The sequence below is a fragment of the Pseudescherichia sp. genome, assembly GCF_031987975.1.
Taxonomy (GTDB): domain Bacteria; phylum Pseudomonadota; class Gammaproteobacteria; order Enterobacterales; family Enterobacteriaceae; genus Pseudescherichia.
The window spans coordinates 245,440-265,071 of the sequence record NZ_DALZYX010000001.1 but is presented as its reverse complement, the minus strand read 5'-3'; the positions used below and the strand labels follow the sequence as shown (position 1 = coordinate 265,071).

Genomic DNA, 19,632 nt, shown 5'->3' with positions numbered 1-19,632 from the left:
ATCAGAAAGCGAAGCAGCTACAGCCGAGCGCGCCCCAGAAGGCGCTGTCGTCTGAAACTGGAACCGAGGAGCGGCGGGCCACGTCATGCTGGTGGCTGTGTACGCCGCACGGGCCGCTGCAGTGGTGCACGGCAGGCATCAGGCCTACGCGGCTCTGCGGCGGCGCGCTACGATAGTGGCCCGGCACGTTGACCACCGGTGACCACTCTGGCAGCACGGGGATCGACGGCGGCGCTTCAGAGGTGAAAGCACCTGCGGCGTAGACGATGTTACCATCCACGACGGTCAGCACGGACTCGATACCTTTGATCTCCTCCTCCGGCACGCGGAAGTAGTCTTTACTGAGCACGGCGAGATCCGCCAGCTGGCCCACTTTGATCTGGCCCTTTTTACCCTGCTCGCTGGAGAACCAGGCGCTGCCCTGGGTCCAGAGCATCAGGGCGGTGTCGCGATCGAGGCGCGCATTCACGTCATACATCTGCATGCCGCCCACGGTGCGGCCAGAGACCAGCCAGTAGAGCGCGGTCCACGGATTGTAGCTGGCGACGCGGGTGGCGTCGGTACCCAGCCCCACCGGCACGCCGGTCTCCAGCATCTTCGCAACCGGTGGGGTGTGGCGCACCGCCTCCATGCCATAACGCTCGGCGAAATATTCCCCCTGGAAGGCCATACGGTGCTGCACCGCAATACCGCCGCCCAGCGCTTTAATGCGGTCGATATTGTGCTGGGTGACCGTTTCGGCATGGTCAAAGAACCAGTGCAGGCCGTTGAAGGGGATCTCACGGTTCACTCTCTCGAACACATCCAGCATGCGGCTGATGGATTCGTTGTAGGTCGCGTGCAGGCGGAACGGCCAGCGGTGCTCGACCAGATGGCGTACCACGCGCTCCAGCTCGTCTTCCATACCGGGGGCGAGATCCGGGCGCGGTTCGAGGAAATCTTCGAAGTCAGCGGCGGAGAAGACCAGCATCTCACCTGCGCCGTTGTGACGGAAGAAGTCGCTGCCCTGGCCCGGCGTCAGCATATCGGTCCACTTCTCAAAATCTTCCAGCTCATGGCCGGGACGCTGGGTAAAGAGGTTATAGGCGATGCGGATCGTCATCTGCTCTTTGGCGTGCAGCTCGGCGATCACCTCATAATCTTCCGGGTAGTTCTGGAAGCCGCCGCCGGCGTCGATGGCGCTGGTCAGGCCCAGGCGGTTCAGCTCACGCATGAACTGGCGGGTGGAGTTGACCTGCTGCTCCAGCGGCAGCTTCGGCCCTTTCGCCAGGGTAGCGTAGAGGATCATGGCGTTCGGGCGCGCAATCAGCATCCCGGTCGGGTTGCCGTTGCTGTCGCGCTGGATCTCGCCGCCCGGCGGGTTCGGGGTATCTTTGGTGTAGCCCACGACCTTCAGCGCGGCGCGGTTGAGCAGGGCGCGGTCGTAGAGGTGCAGAATAAATACCGGCGTATCCGGCGCGGCCTCGTTGATCTCATCCAGCGTCGGCATCCGGCGCTCGGCAAACTGAAACTCCGACCAGCCGCCAACCACCCGTACCCACTGCGGAGAGGGGGTACGCAGCGCTTGCTCTTTGAGCATACGCAGCGCGTCCGCCAGCGACGGCATGCCTTCCCAGCGCAGCTCGAGGTTGTAGTTCAGCCCGCCGCGGATCAGGTGCAGGTGGGAGTCGTTCAGGCCTGGGATCGCGGTGCTGCCTTTCAGATCGATGACGCGGGTGCCTTCCGCCTGGTGCTGCATCACCTCCGCCGCCGTGCCGACCTCCAGAAACTTGCCGTCGCGGATAGCCACCGCATCGGCGACCGGGTTTTCCCTGTCTACCGTATGAAATTTACCGTTGAGTAAAATGAGTTCTGCCTTGCCGAGCGAGACCATTGGGTTCTCCTGCTGAAGCGTCCGAAACGTGATGCGCCGGACTGTAAAAGTGGTGGGATTATCTTCAGCAGGGGGATCAGGCGTCTAGTTATACGAACGTATACCTATACGAACGTATAGTTATACACAGAGATAATAGTTATGCCGGTTCAGTGGTTCTACTATCCGTGTCGATAACAATCAGTTTCAAGAACAATCCGTCTCAACATACACGACAATGGGAACTCACATGACCAACTCTAAGCTTGAAGTACTGACTCCGGAAAATTGCCAGATTATCTTTATCGACCAGCAGCCGCAGATGGCGTTCGGCGTGCAGTCTATCGACCGTCAGGTACTGAAGAACAACGTGGTTGGCCTGGCAAAAGCGGCTAAAGTCTTCAACATTCCCACCACCATCACCACCGTTGAAACCGAAAGCTTCTCTGGCAATACCTTCCCGGAGCTGCTGGACGTCTTCCCGGAGCACGACATTCTTGAGCGTACCTCCATGAACTCCTGGGACGACCAGAAGGTGCGCGACGCGCTAGCGAAAAACGGCAAGAAGAAGGTGGTGGTGTCGGGTCTGTGGACCGAAGTGTGCAACAACACCTTCGCCCTGTGCGCCATGCTGGAAGGGGGATATGAAATTTATATGGTGGCTGACGCCTCCGGCGGCACCTCTAAAGAGGCACACGACTACGCCATGCAGCGCATGATCCAGGCGGGCGTGATTCCGGTAACCTGGCAGCAGGTTCTGCTGGAGTGGCAGCGCGACTGGGCGCATAAAGAGACCTACAACGCGGTGATGGATATCGTGAAAGAGCACTCCGGTGCCTACGGTATGGGCGTTGATTACGCTTACACCATGGTGCACAAAGCACCAGCCCGCGCACAGGGCGCGCATCGCACCCTGGCACCGGTTCCGGCCAACAAATAATGCCGATGCGGGCCGGACGTGTGTCCCGGCCCGTTTTTATATTTCCATGACGGGAGCTGCTATGAATGCAGAGTTTATTTCCCTTGGCGCGGGTGTGCTGATTGGTCTGGTTTACGCGTTGCTGAAGGTGCGCTCGCCTGCACCGCCCGCCATCGCGCTGGTCGGCCTGCTGGGGATGCTGGCAGGCGAACAGCTCGTCAACGCCTTTACCTGGGCAGGCTAAATATGTTGAAATCATACGTTGTTTCGCTGGCGACCGGCCTTCTGGCAGGTGTCATCTATGGCGCATTACACGTTCATTCGCCTGCACCACCGGTCATCGCCCTGCTGGGGCTGTTCGGTATGCTGGTGGGTGAGCAGCTTATTCCGGTATGTCGTCGTCTTCTACGCCGTCAGCCGGTCACCCTGGCATGGTTTCGTCATGAATGCGTGCCCAAAATCAGCGGCACTCCTCCCCCCGAAGGCAAAAACCTACCGTAGGGAGCGCCACTCACCTTCGCGTGAGCTTAGTCAGAGGATCACGGCATGGCGTTCTCTCCGCGCATTGTCATTGTTGACGATGAACGTTCCGTTCGCAGCGGATTAAGTAACTTACTGCTGTCGGAGGGGTACGATACCTGCGCCTTCGAATCCGCAGAGGCATTTCTCAGTGACGACACGGCGCTGGCGAGCGCCGATCTGTTGATCCTCGACGTCAAATTAAAGGGAATGAGCGGCCTGGAGCTTTATGCTACGGTAGTATCGCAACCCGATCCGCCCCCGGTTATCTTTATCTCCGGGCATGAAGATGAAAGCAGCCAGTGGTATTTCACCGGAGATGACGCCGTCGCGCTTTTACGTAAGCCCATCAATATTGATACGCTGCTGGAACATATCCGCCGTGAACTCTCTTTACGCGAGGAGCGCTGATGAGCGAGAAACTCTCTGCCGCCGGAAAGTTGATGAATGGTGACGTATTTACCTTAACCGACGACATTATCTTCACGTCGCTGGCTCAGGAGGGCTGTGTCGCCTGGACCTTGTGTCACCCCCTGCATTCGGGCGAGAGTTTTATTCTGGCCAGCGCCGCCAGCGATGAGGCAGAGTTTCAGGCCACCCGGCTGCTCAAAAATGAGTTTGCCTTGCGGATGCAGCTCTCCGGCGTCTGGGCGGTGAGACCGATAAGCTCTACCAGTCACCATGGCCGCTATGCCCTGGTTTATGCGCCGTTTCCCTTCAGAACGCTGGCGCAAACCACCCGCCTGCGGGTGGGCAATATCGCGGACTTTTTGGCGATGGCGTTAGGTCTCTGCACGCCGCTGCGGCAGATGCATGCCCGGGGGCTGGTTCACAGCGATATCAAACCCGGCAACTTTTTCATCGATCCCGGTGGCGCTTACCGGCTGGCCGGGTTCGGACTGACAACGGCTTCACCAGAAAATACCAGCCAGACGAGTCTGACGGTGCCCGGCGGTACGCTGGCCTATATGTCTCCGGAGCACACCGCCCGCACTCGCGATAGGGTAGACAGCCGCAGCGATCTCTACAGTCTGGGCATCGTGCTGTATGAACTGCTCACCGGGGCACTGCCTTTTGATCTCAGCGAAGGCGGGCAGGCGGAGTGGGCGCATCACCATATCGCCTCCGTTCCCCGGCCGCTGCACCAGGTTCGGCCCGCGGTGCCGATGATGCTCTCTTCCATCATTCTACGACTGCTGGAGAAGTCGCCGGCGAACCGTTACCAGACGGTGGAGGGGCTGATCGCCGACCTGCGCCGCTGTCAGGCCAACCTTGCTGAAAATGGTGATATCGCGCCGTTTACGCCTGGTCTGCAGGATCGTCTGCCCGGACGCTTTCTGCCGGATAACCTCTATCTGGCGCATCCACAGCAGCAGCAGCTGCTGGCGGCGTTTGACCAGGTCATCGAGAGCGGCAGTCATTCGCTGGTGGTGATTAGCGGGCCGCTCGGTAGCGGCAAGTCATCGCTTATCGCCTCGGCGCTGAAAACGCTCCAGAACCGGCGCGTGCTGCTGGCCATGAGCAAGGCCGACCAGTACTCGGCGGTCGTACCCTATACCGTTATCGCTTCGGCGTTTCGCGCTTTAACGCTGTACCTGTTAGGCCTGGGCGCTGATGACGTTGCGCACTGGAAGCGGCGGCTCAACCGTGCGTTGGGCAGCTACGCCGTTCTGGCCGTCAAGCTGGTGCCGGAGCTGGGCCTGCTGCTGGACAACCGCTCCCTCACGGTGGGTGACCTGGATTCCACCGATGCCCGGGCGCGCTTCAACCAGATGGCTTCCCGGCTGGTGGAGGCGTTCGCCACGGCGGAGTGTCCGCTGGTGTTGCTGATTGATGATATTCACTGGATAGACCAGGCCAGCCTTCAGCTTCTGGAATACCTGACCAGCGCCAGCGGCGCGCTGCCGCTGCTTATGGTGGTCGCCCACTCTGATACCGACGCGTTTCCCGACGGCAGCGAGCAACCGCTGCTAAAAACGCTGCGCGCCGACGCGCGTCATCTGGTCGATATCCGGCCGGAGCCGCTGAGCGTGAAGGCCGTATCGCGCTGGCTGGCGGACATTTTTCAGACCCGGACGGCCGGTTTGTACGAGCTGGCAACGCTTATCCATGAAAAAACCGGCGGCAATCCGCTGTTCACCCGTGAGTTTTTCCAGCGCATCGTTAAAGACGGGCTTATCACCCATAACAAAAAGCAAGGGAAGTGGTATTACGATCTGCCAGCTATCCGGGCGCGAAACTACACCGAAAACGTGGCCAGCCTGGTGCTGCAGCAGCTGGCAGAGATGCCCCAGCAGGCGCGCAGGCTGCTGGGCTGCCTCGCGTGCGTGGGAGGAACGGGCAAGCCTGCATTGCTTAGCCAGATGCAGGAGATCGCCCCGGAACATCTTCATGAGCAGTTACAACCCGCCGTTTCCGCCCGGCTGATTAGCCTGGCAGGCGATGAATATACCTTTACCCATGACCGGGTGCACAAGGCGGCGCGGGCGTTGCTTAAACCTGACGAAATCAGCCAGCTTAATGTCTCTGCTGCACGCCTGTTCACCGCCGCGGCGGGTCAGAGCGACAGCAGCGATCGGCTGTTCCTGGCGGTCCACCATATTACCTCGGCCATTAACGTCATTCGCTTTTCGCCGGAGCGGGACAGCTACCGCGCGATCTGCCGTCTTGCCGCCCAGCGGGCCAAAAACACCGGCGATTACGCCTCTGCCGTACGCTATCTGCGGACGGCGAAGCTGTTAAAAGAGCAGGCGCTGCGCAAAGAGCCGGATGAGGATTTCCAGCTCGATTTCGACGAGGCGGAGTGTGAGTTTTTGCAGGGTAATCTCCCGTCTGCGCTGGCGCTATGCCAGGGGTTGATGCACGCCCCGCGCCCGCAGCAAAAAGCGGTGGCCGCCTGCATGATGGCGGAAATCTACATGCGCCAGTCCGATATGCCGCTGGCGCTGGAGACGGCCCTGTCCAGCCTTGCTGCCTTTGGCATCGACCTCAGTCGCCACCCCAATGCCCGCGACTGCGACGAGGCGTGGCGGTCGATTGAATCCAGGGTTGACGGCGATCCGGTCGCCGCCTTCCAGACGCTAGCGCTAACGGAGGATCGGGAGGCGGAGGCGATCATGAGCCTGATGATCAGCGCCAGCATGTTTGCCGCTTTTGCCTGTCCACGGCTGCACTTTTTGCTGCTCTGCAAAGTTATCCACATGACGCTGGATCGGGGATTATGCGGTGCCTCGACGACGGCGTTTGCCTGGTATGGCGTGCTGATTGGCCGCCGCTACAACGAGTATAAAAACGGCTATATCTGGAGCCAGCTTGCCCATGAGCTAGTAATGCAGCACGGTTTTAACAACTTTAAGGGGCGCACGCTGCTGGCGGTTGACCTTGCAGCCTCCTGGGTGAAGCCGATCGGTTCGGCAATCGAGAGCGCGAAAAACTGCTTTACGGCCTCGGTCGACCACGGCGATCTCACCGCGGCCTGTTTTATCATTCGTCATCAGACCATGAATTTTCTCACCCGCGGCGATCACCTGGACGGCGTGCTGACCTCCATCGAGCGCGGCCTGGGCTTTATTCGTAAGCTGCGCTTCCCGGATGTTGAGATCCTGCTGCTGCTCCAGCGGCTGTATGTCAATCACCTGCGCAATGCCTCAGGCAGCTTTACCGGGGCGGACGTTTTCCCGGAGTCGCTGATCGCCGACGAGGCCACCCGTGGACATCGGCACATTCCCCTGACGCTGTTCTGGTTCTGGCTCTATCGCGGCATGGCGCATTTTATGGCGGGGGAGTACGCCGAGGCCTCCCGCAGCCTGGAGAGAGCCACGCCGGTTGTCGATTGCGTGCCGGGATATATCCATCTGCTTGATTACCATTTTTACAGTGCGCTTTCGCTGGCGCTCTCGCTGACGCCGGAGAGCGCCACCGCCGCGCAGCGGGAAAAGGTGAGGGGCCATCACCAACAGATCGTGCTGTGGGCGCGTCACAACCCGGCGACCTTTGCCGATAAAGAGGCGCTGCTGGGCGCAGAGCTGGCGCGCCTGGAGCAGAAGAGTGACATGGCTATCGCCCAGTATGAGAAGGCGATTAAGCTCTCGGGCGACGCGGAGTTTCATCATATCAACGGCCTTGCCTGCGAGCTGGCCGGGAGCTTTGCCAAAGCATCTGGTTTTCAGGTTGCCTCCGAAGCCTACTTCCGTGGGGCGTTTTCCGCCTGGCGGCGATGGGGGGCGATGGCGAAGCTGCGTCAGCTTGAACGCATCTATCCGCATCTTTCGCCATCCGGACAGAGCACGCCCTACGACACCATTGCCTTTGCGCAGAATGAAGTTATCCACGATCTGGAGAGCGTGCTCAGGGCGGTTCGCGCCATGACGGAGGAGATCGACCTTGATAGGTTGATCCAGACGCTAATGACCCTGCTGCTGGAGCGGGCAGGTGCCCAGCGCGGCCTGCTTATTCGTATTCTCGATAACAACGTGCCGGAAACCCAGGCCTGCGCGGAGACCTCCTCGGACGGCGTGAAGGTGCGGCTGGTTAAAGAGCGGCCTTCTGCGACGGATATGCCGCTGTCGATTCTGTCGGCGGTGATGCGTACCGGCCAGGAGATCCGCACCGGCAAGCCGGAGATCTTCAGCCCGTTCAGCCAGGACGCCTATCTGATCACCTCCGGCGCGGCAGTGATGTGCGTCCCAATGTACAAGCAGGCTAAAATGGTCGGCGTGCTCTATCTGGAAAACCGGGTTATGCCGGAGATTTTCACCGCCGAGCATTCGCGCATCGTCAGGATGCTGGCGGCGCAGGCGGCGGTATCGCTTGAAACGGCGCGTCTGTATGCCGAACTGCTGGAGGAGAACGTGCAGCGGCGGCGGGTAGAGAAAGAGCTGCGCGCCAGCCAGACCTCCCTGATGCTCGGGGAGCGCATCAGCAACACCGGCACCTGGCGTTGGGATATCGATCAGGACCTGATGTTTGTCTCTGACGAGTATGCGCGGATCCTCGGCCTGCCGGATCGGCAGCGCACCATTTCTATGGCGGATTTCCTGACGCTGGTGCATCCGGAGGATTATCAGCGTATCAGCCGGCTGGTGACCGAGAGCGTGCGTAACGGCGTCTCTATGCGCGCCGAGTTCCGTGTTTTCCGCCCGGATGGCGATTGCCGCTACATTCTGGGGGTGGGCAATCCGGTGGGGGATGAACCCAGCGTCGCGGAGTATTTCGGCGTGATCACCGACATCACTGCTCGCCGCCAGTCGGAAGATGCCGTGCGCGTGGCGCAGGCCGATCTTGCCCGCGTCTCCCGCGCCACCACGGTTGGACAGCTGACGGCCTCTATCGCCCATGAGATAAACCAGCCGCTGATGTCGATTGTGGCCAATGCGGGTGCCAGCCTGCGCTGGCTCAGCCGCGAGCCAGCTATGCTCCCTCAGGCGCGCACCAGCCTTGAAGAGATCATCAGCGAGGGGGAACGCGCCGGGAATATTATTCGTGGTTTACAGGCGCTAACGCGCAATCAGACATCAAGCCGCTCGCGGTTTAACCTGCATCATCTTGTTCATCACATTGTGGCGCTTTCACGCAGCGAGCTGGAGCGGCAGCAAATTGCGCTGCACTATCAGCTGAAGGCCCAGGATGCGTTTATCCACGGCGACAGCGTGCAAATCCAGCAGGTGCTGCTTAATCTCATCGTCAACGCGATTGATGCCATGGCGGACATACATGATCGTCAGCTGACGTTGACCGTTAGCTCGCAAAATCCGGAGCCGGGTAAAATCTGTCTCGAAATCACCGACACCGGTATTGGCCTGAGCGCAGAGGTGCAGGAGCGAGTGTTTGATTCGTTCTACACCACCAAAGAGCAGGGCATGGGGATGGGGCTGAGCATCAGTCAGAGTATTATCGAGCGCCATGCAGGGCGGTTGCAGGCCGCCCCGGGCGAGCACCACGGCAGCCGATTCTGGTTTACCCTGCCGGCGCATGACGGGCAGGGCGAGTAGCCGTCAGGAAGAGGGGGCGAGCTGCGATAAACGGTTGCGCAGTTCGCCATGCGCCGTTGCTACCTCGGTCGATTCCTGAAGGGCATCGAGGTATTTCTGGCGAAACTCACCGCTGTTTTCCGCGCCCAGCAGGTTGGCAAGCGTTTTACGCACGCTTTCCACCGCCGCACCATCTACCGGCTGCTCTTTGTCGTCCAGGCGCTCGTCAATCTCTACCAGAACCTCGGAGATCTGCCGCAGCCAGGCAAACTGCGGGTGGCTGGTCAGCAGCTGCAGGTGCTCAAAGGCGTTGCCGGGATCGCCAAAACGCTTGGTTTCGAGATCGATCAGCGTTTTATGCAGTTTTCTTAGCGTGGATGAAAGGGTCTTTAGCTGGGCGCGAGGTTCAGTAGCAGGCTGGTTGGTCATCGGTCTCTCCGGAATGCTTCAACGTTAACAAAAGCCGCAGCACAACCGCTAGCGGCTTTGCGATTTCACGATATTAAGACGCTCCGCACAGCGAACCAGATCCGCCAGCGAGCGCACGTCCATCTTTTCCATTACCCTTTTTTTATGCACTTTGGCGGTGATCTCACTAACGCCCATGGCGGTAGCGATCTGCTTATTCAGCAGGCCGCCAATAGCTAACTGGAAGACCTCTTTCTCACGCGGGGTCAGCGACTCATAGCGGCCGGTCAGGGTCTGTATCTCCTGCGACGCGCCCATGTTTTTTTCCGCCAGCGCCAGCGCATCCGCCACGGCCTTAAGCAGTAATCCCGGCACGGCGGGCTTGGTCATAAACTCGTAGGCACCGGCCTTCATCGCCTTAACCGACAGTGGAATAGTGCCGAACCCGGTAAGAAAGATAATAGGAATAAGGTAGCCGAGTTTAGTCAGCGATTCGGTGACGTCAAAACCGTCAGCGTCCGGCATATTCATATCGAGGATCAGACAGCCTGGCTCCGGTTTGAACGCATGAGAGAGAAAGGCTTTCGCTGAGGGAAAGTCTGCAACCCGATAATCCTCTGCCATTAACAACCTGACCAGAGATTGCCTTACCGAATTATCATCATCTACTACATAAACAATAGGTTCCATGAGTAGTCCTTGCCATCAACGTGTATGCATGCATCTAAACAGGTTATTAAGAAAGCATATAACGATTTTGTTGTCTTATATAACAGAGACATACAACTCACGTTTACCAAATAATAACCGGATATTAACACAATAATTCTCATTATCATCTTGAAAATACGACAAATGAATGAAAAGTAGTAACTTATTGACGAATAACGATTAATGTTTGAGCGGCGGTAATAAAAGAGGGTTAATTCTCAGGTTACGATGGCTGATAATGGACAGGCAATTATTGTTCTAAATGCTCGGTGGCGCTCCTGTGAATGCGGTGCGTTTTGTAGGCCCGGTAAGCTTTGCGCCACCGGGCGTTATTGGCCGGGGCCGTCTTTCTACCGCCTGCGGCGATGCACGGCATCCGCTTCCCAGAAGAGTAATCGTCGCTGTAGCCAGCGCACCAGCTCAGCGCCGCATAGCCCAATCAGAGCCAGCAAAATCACGCCTGCGAACATGGTCGCCATACTCATGCTGACCGAGCTGGCAGCGATCAGGTAGCCAAGCCCGCTCTGCGCCGAGAGAAACTCTGCCACCACTGCGCCAATCAGCGCCAGCGCGACACCAATCTGCAGGCCAGCAAAAATTTCGCCCGCTGCCGAGGGGAGTTTGACATGAAACAGTAAATACCAGCGTGAAGCGGAAAAAGCGCGGCAGGCGTCCAGCAGCTCTGGATCGGCGCGGCGAATACCGTTCACGGTATTCACAAACAGTGGAAAAAAGCAGACCAGGGTGACCAACACCACCTTCGACATTGTGCCAAAACCAAACCACACCAGGATGATCGGTCCCAGCGCCACCTTGGGCGTGGCCTGCAACGCCACCAGCAATGGATAGACGAACCGCTCAAAGGTGCGTGACTCCGCCAGCGCCACCCCCAGCGCAATCGCCAGCACGCTGCCAACGGTAAAGCCGCTGAGCGTCTCGCCCAGCGTGACCGCGATGTGCGGCCACAGGCTGTTATCCTGAAAACCGCTGGCCAGCGCGCCGAATACCGCGGCGGGAGAGGGCAGCAGGTAGTCGGGAATAGCAAACAGCCGGACGGCCACGTCCCAGATAAATACCAGCACGGCCAGGCTAATCAATGGGTAGATCAGCGGTTGAAGTCTACGCATGGGTAAAATACCTCCGTAAATGCTGGCACAGGGCCATAAACGTTTCGTCCCCCAGCGTCTCCAGCGTGCGCGGACGCGATAGCGGGATCGTCAGCTCTTCGACAATGCGCCCCGGTCTCGGCGACATCACCAGCACCCGATCGGCCAGAAATACCGCCTCCTGAATAGAGTGGGTGATAAACAGCACCGATTTGCGCTGCTGCTCCCAGATACGCTGTAGCTCCAGCATCAGCGTCTCGCGCGACAGCGCGTCCAGCGCCGCAAACGGCTCATCCATCAACAGCAGCTGCGGATCGTGCAGCAGCATACGGGCAATGCCGACGCGCTGCTGCATTCCACCGGAAAGCTCGAACGGATAGTCGTTGGCAAACGGCGCGAGGCCCACCAGCTCAATCAGTTCGAGGGCGCGCTGCCGGGCCGGGTCTGTGGGCAACCCCAGCGTACGGGCCGGCAGCAGCACGTTATTGAGCACGCTTTTCCACGGCAGCAGGTTGGGTTTCTGAAAGACCACCCCCGCCCGGCGGCCCGGCCCGCTCACCTCTTCTGACGCCAGCAGCACCTGGCCCGCTGACGGAGGCATCAGCCCGGCGGCAAGCTTAAGAATGGTTGATTTACCGCAGCCGGATGGTCCCAGCAGGGCTACAAACTCGCCGTCTTTAACCCGCAGATCGACGCTGCCCAGCGCTTCAATCTGTCCACGACGCGTGGCGTAGGTCAGGCCCGCGCCGCGCAACTCCAGCGCAGCGCTCATGTTTGCGCCTCGTGTTCTGCCAGCGCGGCGGCAAGGAATGCCAGCACGCGCTCCCAGCTTCTGCGGTTGGCCCGGGCGTTAGCAACCGGCGTTCCGCCGCCGTCGATCGCCACCCCCGCGACCGGATGCACTTTGGCAATGTCGGTTGTCGGGACAAACGGAAAGCCGATGGCATGCCCGGCACCGGCGTTATGAACGTGCTCAACCGGCCAGGGGTGCTCCCGCGCGACCAGGTCGGCCTTAATGCGCTCGCAGTACGCTTCCGATGGCCAAAAGCCGTCATCGGAACCGGAAATTAACAGCACGGGTCCGGCGATGCGCTCCACCGGTATTCGCGCCGCCGCGGTGAATACGCTATTGCGCTCTACCGTCAGAAACGCCGGAGCCTGGCGGAGGGGCGCGTCCGGCTTGGGGGGATGGTCAAATGCATGCCAGTCAGCCTGAGGGTTATCCCGCCAGATATTGCGCAGCGGCTCGCCGCGCCACGTCCAGGCGGTGGCATCGCGCGGCTCGTCTGGATGGCCAGCCCGTAACGTGCCGTGGATCACTGCGCTCGGCACATAGCCAATCACCGCGCTGATACGCTCGGGGAAAGTCGATCCCAGCAGCAGGGCCAGTTCACCGCCGCGAGAGTGCCCGGCGACCGCGATAAACCCGGCGCGCGGCTGAAGCTCACGGGCGGCCCACGCCAGCGCCTGCTCAAAATACTCCAGTGGGGTGCCGGAAATGTACTCCGGGCGTCCGGGCGCTTTAAAGTAAGCCAGCGCAAACGCCGCGTAGCCATGGGAGGCGAATAGCCCGGCGCGCTGCTCAGGTGTTCCTCCGCCGGAGCCGTTCAGCAGCACAACCAGCGGATGCGGGCCTTCTCCCGGCGGAGTGAAAAGGGTGCCGGAAAGATCGCCCTCGCGAACCTCGCGGCGCGTAACGCCGGGCGCAACAAGATGCTGCACGATAGTCGCCTGCGCTTCTTTGCCTGCGGCATCCACAAGGTGCAGCGCAATGCGTCGAGGAGCCGTGCTGTCTGATAGCCCAGGGTCTACCGGGGCGGAAACCTGACGCAGCGCCCAGACGGATGCCATGGGTTCTGCATCGTGCCAGTCACCCTCCAGCGGCACGGCGGTGGCAATATCCAGCTCGCCGTCGGCGGCAACGGCAAACGCGGCATGGCTTTGCCAGACGCTGCCGTCCGGGTGCGTAAACGAGGTTGAAAGCCGGGCTACGCCGCTCGCCAGCCCGCGTGCCGATATGCTTCGTGGCAGATCGACCGGCCCGTCAGGGATATCAATATGCAGGGTGATGCTCATTTTGCCGCCTCCGCCCGCTTGCGCAGCGCATCTTTATCAAAATCGTCAAACGCCGTGACGAACTCGTTAGAAAAAATCTTCGCTACTGGCACATCTGCGCTGGGGAACTCGCCCTCTTTCGCCATCGCGCCAATGGCCTGCTGGATCACCGCCAGATCGTACTCGCCCGGCTGGCGGCGCGTGCCGTCCGGCCGGTAAAGCGTGCGCTGCAGGCGGCGGGTGAGCAGCGTCGTCGCCTCGGTCAGGCCCTTGCCCTCGGCGTCAGCGGGTTTGCTTTCCGGATGCTGCCGCCAGAAAGCCTGCACGCAGTAGGTCGGGTTGATTTCACAGACGTACTGCGCCTCGGTATAGGCCCGGCCAAAGCGGCGGATTAAATCTGGGTTCTCTTTGAAGGTATCCTGATGAGCGATAAAACCGTTGCCGGGGTTCTCCTGGAACACCGCCGGGTAGGCGATGCGGCGGATTTTGGTGCCGGTTAACTCAAAAATATCGCCCCAGCTGCTGTTGTAGTTGAGCGCATCCACCTTGCCGCTGCGCAGCGCCTGGAAGCCTGAACCCAACGCACCGACCGCCACAAATTCGACGTTCTTGCCTGGCTCCAGCCCGGCGACCCGCAGCGCGGCCCGGCTGTTGGGCAGCGTCCCCCACGTCAGCGCGCCGACGCCGATCTTCTTATCCTTAAGATCGGCCAGGGTTTTAATTGGCGAATCTGCCAGCACCGTATACTCCAGCGTCTGGTTTGGCGTGCCGTTATAGAAGTAGCGCAGCGGCAACGGGTTTTTACCGCTGAAATAGCTGGAGATCACCGGTTCTGAGACCGGGTAACCGAAGGTCACGCGCTTGCTGGCAACCTGAGGCAGCAGCGCACCCGCGCCCTGAAAAACCAACAGCTTAACGTTGAGGTTTTGCGCTTTGAACAATCCCAACTCTTCCGCCGCCGCATAGGGCGCACCGTCGTGGACGGCAGGAGGGATGGCCAGGGCTACGGTCACGTCGTCAAGGGCCTGCGCCTGGGCGACGCCGGCAAAGGTGAGTGACAGCAACAGATACTTTACTCGCATAGGGCTTCCTGAGTGATGGCGAAACAGAGGCGCTCAAGGTAGAGCAGGCCATCCCCATGCAAAACGAACATATTGCGCTAACGATATGAATGAGCGTACTAATCTGGGCAGCTCAGCGGCAGAGTTGAACGCCGATCGCGCTACAGGCCGCTGATACGCCCTTATCCGTCCGCTGAGCAGCCCAGTTGATGCTTTTTCCTGCTTTATATTGCTGTTTTAATTATTAGAACCCGGCGCAAACCTGCCCCAGAATGGTCCCACTAAGAGCGTCAATGCGGCGCTGTGAGATGCTCACCGCGATGAGATAAGCGGCTAAGGGGAGTGCTGTGACGGAATCTTTATCTTTAGGCGATCGTGCTTACCATGCGATCCGCCGCGACATTCTGACCTGTCGCATGATGCCGGGATCGCTGGTGACCGAATCCGAACTGATGGAGCGTTATCAGCTGGGTAAAAGCACTTGCCGGCTGGCGCTGGCGCGGCTCAGCCATGAATACCTTGTCGAATCCCGCCCGCGTAAGGGCTATCGCATCGCACCTATCACCCTTCAGGATGTGGAAGAGATCTTCACCCTGCGCGTGCAGCTCGAACCGCTGGCCGCGCGTCTCGCCGTCGGTAAAGTGGATATCGACCTGCTCAGGCAGCTGGAGGCAGACTGCCGGGTAGAGGTCGCTGCACCGCTCTCTACGCGCATCGATGTGTTTATGAATGCCAACAAGCGCTTTCATCTGGCTATCGCCGAGGCGGCGGGTAACCAGCATCTGCTGCGTACGCTCTCGACCCTGATGGATGAAATGGCGCGGCTGGTGGCGCTGGGGTTCAACGTTCAGCGTACCAAGCCGGAAATCCGCCACGACCATAACGCCATGATCGACGCCTTTATCGAAGGCGACCGCAAGCGGGTGGAGTTTATCGCCCGCAGGCATATTGAGACGTTCCAGGCGATGACGCTGGAAAAAATCTACGCCACGCTAACCTCTGACGGTACGTTGCTGCCTGTTCAGGAACGGAGGGTTTTTTCATGAGCGCCATTCTTGAAGAGCTGCCTGCCGCCGTTGCGCCCGCCATTGAACTTCGCCAGGTCGACAAACATTTCGGCACGCAAGAGGTGTTGAAAGCGATTTCGTTCAGCGTCTATCCGGGGGAGATCGTCGCGCTGCTCGGCGCTTCCGGCTGCGGCAAAAGCACGCTGCTGAATATGATCTCTGGCCTGCTGCCCGCCGATGGCGGCGACATCGCGCTGCAGGGCGAGCCGGTGGCGCAGTTCAGCCAGTGGCGGCAGGTGGCCTATCTCTTTCAGGAGGACCGGCTACTGCCGTGGCGCACGGTGCGCCAGAACGTCAACTTTGCCCTGGAGAACAGTTCTCTGTCGCGCGTAGAGCGTCAGCGGCGTGTAGAGGCCGCTCTGCAGCTGGTGGGGATGGGGCAGGTGGGGCATAAGTGGCCGCACCAGCTCTCAGGCGGCATGCGCAGCCGCATCGCCCTGGCGCGAAGCCTGGTGGCGGAGCCGCAGATTTTGCTGATGGATGAGCCGTTCTCCAAACTTGATCCCCAGACCCGCAGCGCCATGCATGAAGAGCTGCTGCGTATTCGCGAGCTTAAGAACATGACGGTGGTGATGGTCACCCACGACGTGGAGGAGGCGGTGATCCTTGCCGACCGCATTGTCATTCTGCAACCCAGTCCGGGACGCATTAAGCAGTGTGTGACCGTGGCGCTGCCGCGTCCCCGGCTGCCGACCGGCCGCGACGTAGCGGAGAAGGTTCGTCTGCTGCGGATGGAGGTATAGATGCATAAGCGCAACCGAATGCTGTCGCTCGTCGCGCAGCGCCTGATCCTGCTGGCTGCCTTTGTCGGGCTGTGGCTACTGGCGGCACGCAACATGCCCGCCTTTGTGCTCCCCGGGCCGGAGAAAACCTTTCATGCGCTGCTGATGCTGTGGCGCAACGACACGCTGCTGCATGACATTGGCGTCACCTTCTCGCGGGTGTTCAGCGGCTTTTTACTGGCTACAGTCGTCGGAACGCTCGCCGGGCTGGCTCTCGGGGCGAGCCGCAGGCTGGCGCAGTTTTTCGAGCCGCTGCTGGCGGTGTTTAATACGGTCTCGTCGGCTATCTGGGCGATTTTCGCCATTATCTGGTTCGGCATCTCTAACGCCACTACCGTTTTCGTGGTGTTTATGACCTCTATGCCGCTGATCCTGACCAACGTCTGGCAGGGGGCGCAAACCGTCGAGCGGCAGTACGTGGAGCTGGCGCGCAGCTTCCGCATGAGCCGCGTGCAGACGCTGCTCAAAATCTATTTACCCACCATCCTGCCTTACTTTTTCTCGGGCGCGCGGCTGGCCTTTGGTTTTGGCTGGCGTGTATCGCTGGTGGCAGAAACGCTGGGCGCATCGGACGGGATTGGCTACCGGCTGCGTCAGGCGGGCGATCTGGTGCAGACGGATCAGGTCTTCGCCTGGACGCTGCTGCTGGTCTCGCTGATGCTGCTGCTGGAAGGCGGATTGCTTAAGCCGCTGGAGCGTCGCCTCTTTCGCTGGAAATCACACACACAGGAATAACAGATGAAAAACTGGTTAAAGGCGGCCACGCTGGCTGCCGGGGCTTTCTTCGCCCTAAATTTGGCGGCGGCTGAAAAAGTTCGCATCGGCTACTGGAGCAGCGGCGTCAGCCTGGGCTACGGCACCGTACTGGAAAATAAGGACTTTTTGGCTAAACGCGGTATCGACGCCGAGTTTGTTCACTTCCCGGACGTCAATGCGCCCATCAAGGCGCTGGCGTCAGGCTCCATTGATGTAGCATTCGGCGCGCCGCTGGCGGGCGTCTTCAGCAGCGCGGCCGAAGGGGTACCGATCAAAATCTTTGCCGCCACGCAGCCTGCCGACGTGCAGTTTGTTGTGCCGCAGGGCTCATCCATCACCTCCCTCGACCAGCTCAAGGGCAAAAAGATTGGCATGTCGCCCGCCGGGTCGTCGGTAGCGGTGATCGCCGCCACCCTGTTACAGGGTAACAACCAGATCGCCCCTAACGACTTCCAGCTTATTGGCGGCAACGAATCGCGCCTTGCCCAGTATCTGGTGCAAAAGCAGGTGGATGCCGCCGCGCTGCGTTCGCTGACCATTGAGCAGCTGGACGAGCTGAAAGTCACCCCTCTTGGCAGCTTTGCCGATGAGTGGAAAAAGCTGACCCACAGCGACACCGTACCCTATATCGGCGTCGGCGCGGTGCGCAGCGAGCTAATTGAACAGCACCCGGAAACGGTAGCGCGGGTTATCGCCGCGCTGCGCGACACCCTGGCGTGGGGCAAAACCCACCGCCAGGAGGTGGTTTCGCTGCTGCAAAAAAACGCCAACCTGCCGCAGCGCGATGCGGAAGTCTATTTCAGCCGCTGGGACAGCATGAACCGCGTCACCTTTGAACCGGCGGATATCGCCACCCTTAAGCGTCAACACCAGGTCTTTGTCGCCAGCGGCACCGTGAAAGGCGACGTGCCGGAGAGTCTCTACGACGACGCGGCGTACAAGGCATCGGCATCATTAAAATAACAGGAGATAACCGTGAGTCAGACCATGAAAGCGCTGGTGCTTAACCAGCACGGCAGCCTGGACAATCTGTCCGTCGTCACCGATAAACCGCGCCCGACGTTGCAGCCAGGCCACGCTATCGTGCGGGTGAAAGCCTCCTCGTTTAACTATCACGACGTCTTTACCGTCAACGGCATGCCGGGCATTAAGGTACCGCTGCCGGTGGTGCCGGGTCTCGATCTTGCCGGCGTCATCGACGAGCTTGCCGACGACGTGACGGGCTGGAAAGTCGGCGACCGCGTGCTGATCAACCCGCTGAAACCCGGCGTGGGGCTGATGGGCGAAATGACCGACGGCGGTATGGCGGAATACGCCCTGGTGGATGCCGCTCAGCTTATCGCGCTGCCCGAGGCGGTCACCTTCGCCCAGGCGGCGGCGCTGCCGGTGGCCTACGGCACGGCGCACCGCATGCTGGTGACCCATGACACCATTAAGCAGGGCGATCGCGTGCTGATCCTCGGTGCCAGCGGCGGCGTCGGTACGGCCTGCGTGGTGCTGGCGAAAAAGCTCGGCGCGGAGGTCATCGCCTGCGTCGGCAGCGCAGAAAAGGGCGAGGCGCTGACCGCGCTGGGTGCCGATCATGTCGTTAACTACCGCGAAGAAGATTTCTCCCGCTGGGCGATTGGCCGCTACGGCAAACCCCAGCGCCGTAACTATGAGGGCGGCGTGGACGTGGTGATTAACTTTACCGGCGGCGACACCTGGCGTCCCTCACTCAAATGCTTAAAACGCGGCGGCACGCTGCTGGTCTGCGGCGCGACGGCGGGCTACGACCCGGCAGAAGATCTGCGCTACGTCTGGAGCTTCGAGCTGAATATCAAAGGCTCCAACAGCTTCTACACCGAGGACCTGGAAGCGCTGCTGACGCTGGTGGCGCAGGGTGATATTAAACCACTAATCGACCGTGAGCTGCCTCTAGAGCAGGCGGCGGAAGGGCTGCGGCTGATCCGCGACCGCGAAGTCTTAGGCAAAGTGATTGTGACCCCATAAGGAGAGGCAGATGAGCGAGATGGTTGAGTTAAGCGCGCAGGACGTGCAGGAAAAACTGCTGAAGGGTCCCTATCACCAGTGGCTGGGTCTTGAGGTGCTGGCGGTGGCGAAAGGCGAAATCACCCTTACGGCTCGTTTTCGTGATGAGTGGGTGGTCAACCCGGCGGGTGGCTATATCCACGGCGGCATTCTGGCGGCGCTGGTTGACCTGACCGCCGACTGGGCGCTGGTGGCCTATACCGATAAAGGCGTGCCGACGCTGGATATTCGGATCGACTATCACCGCCCGGCGCGCGGCGACCTGCGGATCACAGGCAAAGTCATCAAGGTGGGCAAGCAGGTCTCCAGCGCGGAGGCCTGGGTTTACGACAGCGAAGACCGGCTGGTGGCGAGCGGCCGCGGCCTCTATGCCATGCCAGCTGTCTGAGGAGCCGC

The 19,632-nt window shown here is 60.2% G+C and carries 18 protein-coding genes; 11 read left to right on the top strand and 7 right to left on the bottom strand.

From position 1 onward, the window contains the following. Window position 1 precedes the first annotated feature (1 nt). The gene (locus RTN40_RS01285) at window positions 2-1,873 is read right to left on the bottom strand and encodes an amidohydrolase (protein ID WP_312226862.1); all 1,872 of its coding nucleotides are present in this window, start codon (window positions 1,871-1,873) and stop codon (window positions 2-4) included. Between the two features lie 229 nt (window positions 1,874-2,102). Between RTN40_RS01285 and RTN40_RS01280 the strand changes: the two genes are divergently transcribed. From RTN40_RS01280 to RTN40_RS01260, 5 genes are all read left to right on the top strand, one after another. After that, entirely contained in the window at window positions 2,103-2,792 is a 690-nt protein-coding gene (locus RTN40_RS01280) for a hydrolase (protein ID WP_312226861.1), read from the top strand. A gap of 61 nt (window positions 2,793-2,853) precedes the next feature. Beyond that, a complete protein-coding gene (locus RTN40_RS01275) occupies window positions 2,854-3,015 on the top strand; it encodes a DUF1427 family protein (RefSeq protein ID WP_312226860.1) in 162 nt (53 codons plus the stop codon). A 2-nt stretch (window positions 3,016-3,017) separates the two neighbouring features. Further along, a complete protein-coding gene (locus tag RTN40_RS01270; RefSeq protein ID WP_312226859.1) occupies window positions 3,018-3,272 on the top strand; it encodes a XapX domain-containing protein in 255 nt (84 codons plus the stop codon). Between the two features lie 45 nt (window positions 3,273-3,317). Continuing rightward, window positions 3,318-3,701 carry a response regulator gene (locus RTN40_RS01265; RefSeq protein ID WP_312226858.1) on the top strand — a complete coding sequence of 128 codons (384 nt, stop codon included), beginning with the start codon at window positions 3,318-3,320 and terminating at the stop codon, window positions 3,699-3,701. Further along, window positions 3,701-9,280, top strand: a complete 5,580-nt coding sequence (locus tag RTN40_RS01260) for an AAA family ATPase (RefSeq protein WP_312226857.1) — start codon at window positions 3,701-3,703, stop codon at window positions 9,278-9,280. The genes RTN40_RS01265 and RTN40_RS01260 overlap by 1 nt, the downstream gene beginning before the upstream one ends. 3 nt (window positions 9,281-9,283) lie before the next feature. On the opposite strand, the gene RTN40_RS01255 is transcribed toward RTN40_RS01260, so the two are convergent. The 6 genes from RTN40_RS01255 to RTN40_RS01230 all read right to left on the bottom strand — a co-directional run bounded on the left by RTN40_RS01255 (window position 9,284) and on the right by RTN40_RS01230 (window position 14,621). After that, a complete protein-coding gene (locus RTN40_RS01255; RefSeq protein ID WP_312226856.1) occupies window positions 9,284-9,688 on the bottom strand; it encodes a hypothetical protein in 405 nt (134 codons plus the stop codon). 48 nt (window positions 9,689-9,736) lie between these two features. Beyond that, a complete protein-coding gene (locus RTN40_RS01250; RefSeq protein WP_312226855.1) occupies window positions 9,737-10,357 on the bottom strand; it encodes a response regulator in 621 nt (206 codons plus the stop codon). Between the two features lie 371 nt (window positions 10,358-10,728). Continuing rightward, entirely contained in the window at window positions 10,729-11,505 is a 777-nt protein-coding gene (locus tag RTN40_RS01245; protein WP_312226854.1) for an ABC transporter permease, read from the bottom strand. Continuing rightward, window positions 11,498-12,256, bottom strand: coding sequence for an ABC transporter ATP-binding protein (locus tag RTN40_RS01240; RefSeq protein WP_312226853.1), 759 nt, complete (start codon window positions 12,254-12,256; stop codon window positions 11,498-11,500). The genes RTN40_RS01245 and RTN40_RS01240 overlap by 8 nt, the downstream gene beginning before the upstream one ends. After that, window positions 12,253-13,560, bottom strand: coding sequence for an acyl-CoA thioester hydrolase/BAAT C-terminal domain-containing protein (locus RTN40_RS01235; RefSeq protein WP_312226852.1), 1,308 nt, complete (start codon window positions 13,558-13,560; stop codon window positions 12,253-12,255). Before RTN40_RS01235 ends, RTN40_RS01240 begins: the two co-directional genes overlap by 4 nt. After that, window positions 13,557-14,621 carry an ABC transporter substrate-binding protein gene (locus tag RTN40_RS01230; protein WP_312226851.1) on the bottom strand — a complete coding sequence of 355 codons (1,065 nt, stop codon included), beginning with the start codon at window positions 14,619-14,621 and terminating at the stop codon, window positions 13,557-13,559. The genes RTN40_RS01235 and RTN40_RS01230 overlap by 4 nt, the downstream gene beginning before the upstream one ends. A 326-nt stretch (window positions 14,622-14,947) precedes the next feature. Between RTN40_RS01230 and RTN40_RS01225 the strand changes: the two genes are divergently transcribed. The 6 genes from RTN40_RS01225 to RTN40_RS01200 are packed head-to-tail and all read left to right on the top strand — an operon-like array spanning window position 14,948 to window position 19,624. Continuing rightward, window positions 14,948-15,646, top strand: coding sequence for a GntR family transcriptional regulator (locus RTN40_RS01225; protein WP_312226850.1), 699 nt, complete (start codon window positions 14,948-14,950; stop codon window positions 15,644-15,646). Beyond that, complete coding sequence (locus RTN40_RS01220) at window positions 15,643-16,410, top strand: ABC transporter ATP-binding protein (RefSeq protein WP_312226849.1); 768 nt, start codon at window positions 15,643-15,645, stop codon at window positions 16,408-16,410. Before RTN40_RS01225 ends, RTN40_RS01220 begins: the two co-directional genes overlap by 4 nt. After that, window positions 16,411-17,184, top strand: a complete 774-nt coding sequence (locus tag RTN40_RS01215) for an ABC transporter permease (RefSeq protein ID WP_312226848.1) — start codon at window positions 16,411-16,413, stop codon at window positions 17,182-17,184. A gap of 3 nt (window positions 17,185-17,187) precedes the next feature. Continuing rightward, a complete protein-coding gene (locus RTN40_RS01210; protein WP_312226847.1) occupies window positions 17,188-18,168 on the top strand; it encodes an ABC transporter substrate-binding protein in 981 nt (326 codons plus the stop codon). A 12-nt stretch (window positions 18,169-18,180) separates the two neighbouring features. Beyond that, on the top strand, window positions 18,181-19,197 hold the full coding sequence (locus RTN40_RS01205) for a zinc-binding dehydrogenase (protein ID WP_312226846.1): 1,017 nt from the start codon (window positions 18,181-18,183) through the stop codon (window positions 19,195-19,197). A gap of 10 nt (window positions 19,198-19,207) precedes the next feature. Further along, a complete protein-coding gene (locus tag RTN40_RS01200; protein WP_312226845.1) occupies window positions 19,208-19,624 on the top strand; it encodes a PaaI family thioesterase in 417 nt (138 codons plus the stop codon). Window positions 19,625-19,632: the final 8 nt, after the last annotated feature.

Bases quoted from the DNA above. Each gene is read 5' to 3' on its own strand.
- RTN40_RS01285 (WP_312226862.1), bottom strand. From the start codon at position 1,873: ATGGTCTCGCTCGGCAAGGCAGAACTCATTTTACTCAACGGTAAATTT.
- RTN40_RS01280 (WP_312226861.1), top strand. From the start codon at position 2,103: ATGACCAACTCTAAGCTTGAAGTACTGACTCCGGAAAATTGCCAGATT.
- RTN40_RS01275 (WP_312226860.1), top strand. From the start codon at position 2,854: ATGAATGCAGAGTTTATTTCCCTTGGCGCGGGTGTGCTGATTGGTCTG.
- RTN40_RS01270 (WP_312226859.1), top strand. From the start codon at position 3,018: ATGTTGAAATCATACGTTGTTTCGCTGGCGACCGGCCTTCTGGCAGGT.
- RTN40_RS01265 (WP_312226858.1), top strand. From the start codon at position 3,318: ATGGCGTTCTCTCCGCGCATTGTCATTGTTGACGATGAACGTTCCGTT.
- RTN40_RS01260 (WP_312226857.1), top strand. From the start codon at position 3,701: ATGAGCGAGAAACTCTCTGCCGCCGGAAAGTTGATGAATGGTGACGTA.
- RTN40_RS01255 (WP_312226856.1), bottom strand. From the start codon at position 9,688: ATGACCAACCAGCCTGCTACTGAACCTCGCGCCCAGCTAAAGACCCTT.
- RTN40_RS01250 (WP_312226855.1), bottom strand. From the start codon at position 10,357: ATGGAACCTATTGTTTATGTAGTAGATGATGATAATTCGGTAAGGCAA.
- RTN40_RS01245 (WP_312226854.1), bottom strand. From the start codon at position 11,505: ATGCGTAGACTTCAACCGCTGATCTACCCATTGATTAGCCTGGCCGTG.
- RTN40_RS01240 (WP_312226853.1), bottom strand. From the start codon at position 12,256: ATGAGCGCTGCGCTGGAGTTGCGCGGCGCGGGCCTGACCTACGCCACG.
- RTN40_RS01235 (WP_312226852.1), bottom strand. From the start codon at position 13,560: ATGAGCATCACCCTGCATATTGATATCCCTGACGGGCCGGTCGATCTG.
- RTN40_RS01230 (WP_312226851.1), bottom strand. From the start codon at position 14,621: ATGCGAGTAAAGTATCTGTTGCTGTCACTCACCTTTGCCGGCGTCGCC.
- RTN40_RS01220 (WP_312226849.1), top strand. From the start codon at position 15,643: ATGAGCGCCATTCTTGAAGAGCTGCCTGCCGCCGTTGCGCCCGCCATT.
- RTN40_RS01215 (WP_312226848.1), top strand. From the start codon at position 16,411: ATGCATAAGCGCAACCGAATGCTGTCGCTCGTCGCGCAGCGCCTGATC.
- RTN40_RS01210 (WP_312226847.1), top strand. From the start codon at position 17,188: ATGAAAAACTGGTTAAAGGCGGCCACGCTGGCTGCCGGGGCTTTCTTC.
- RTN40_RS01200 (WP_312226845.1), top strand. From the start codon at position 19,208: ATGAGCGAGATGGTTGAGTTAAGCGCGCAGGACGTGCAGGAAAAACTG.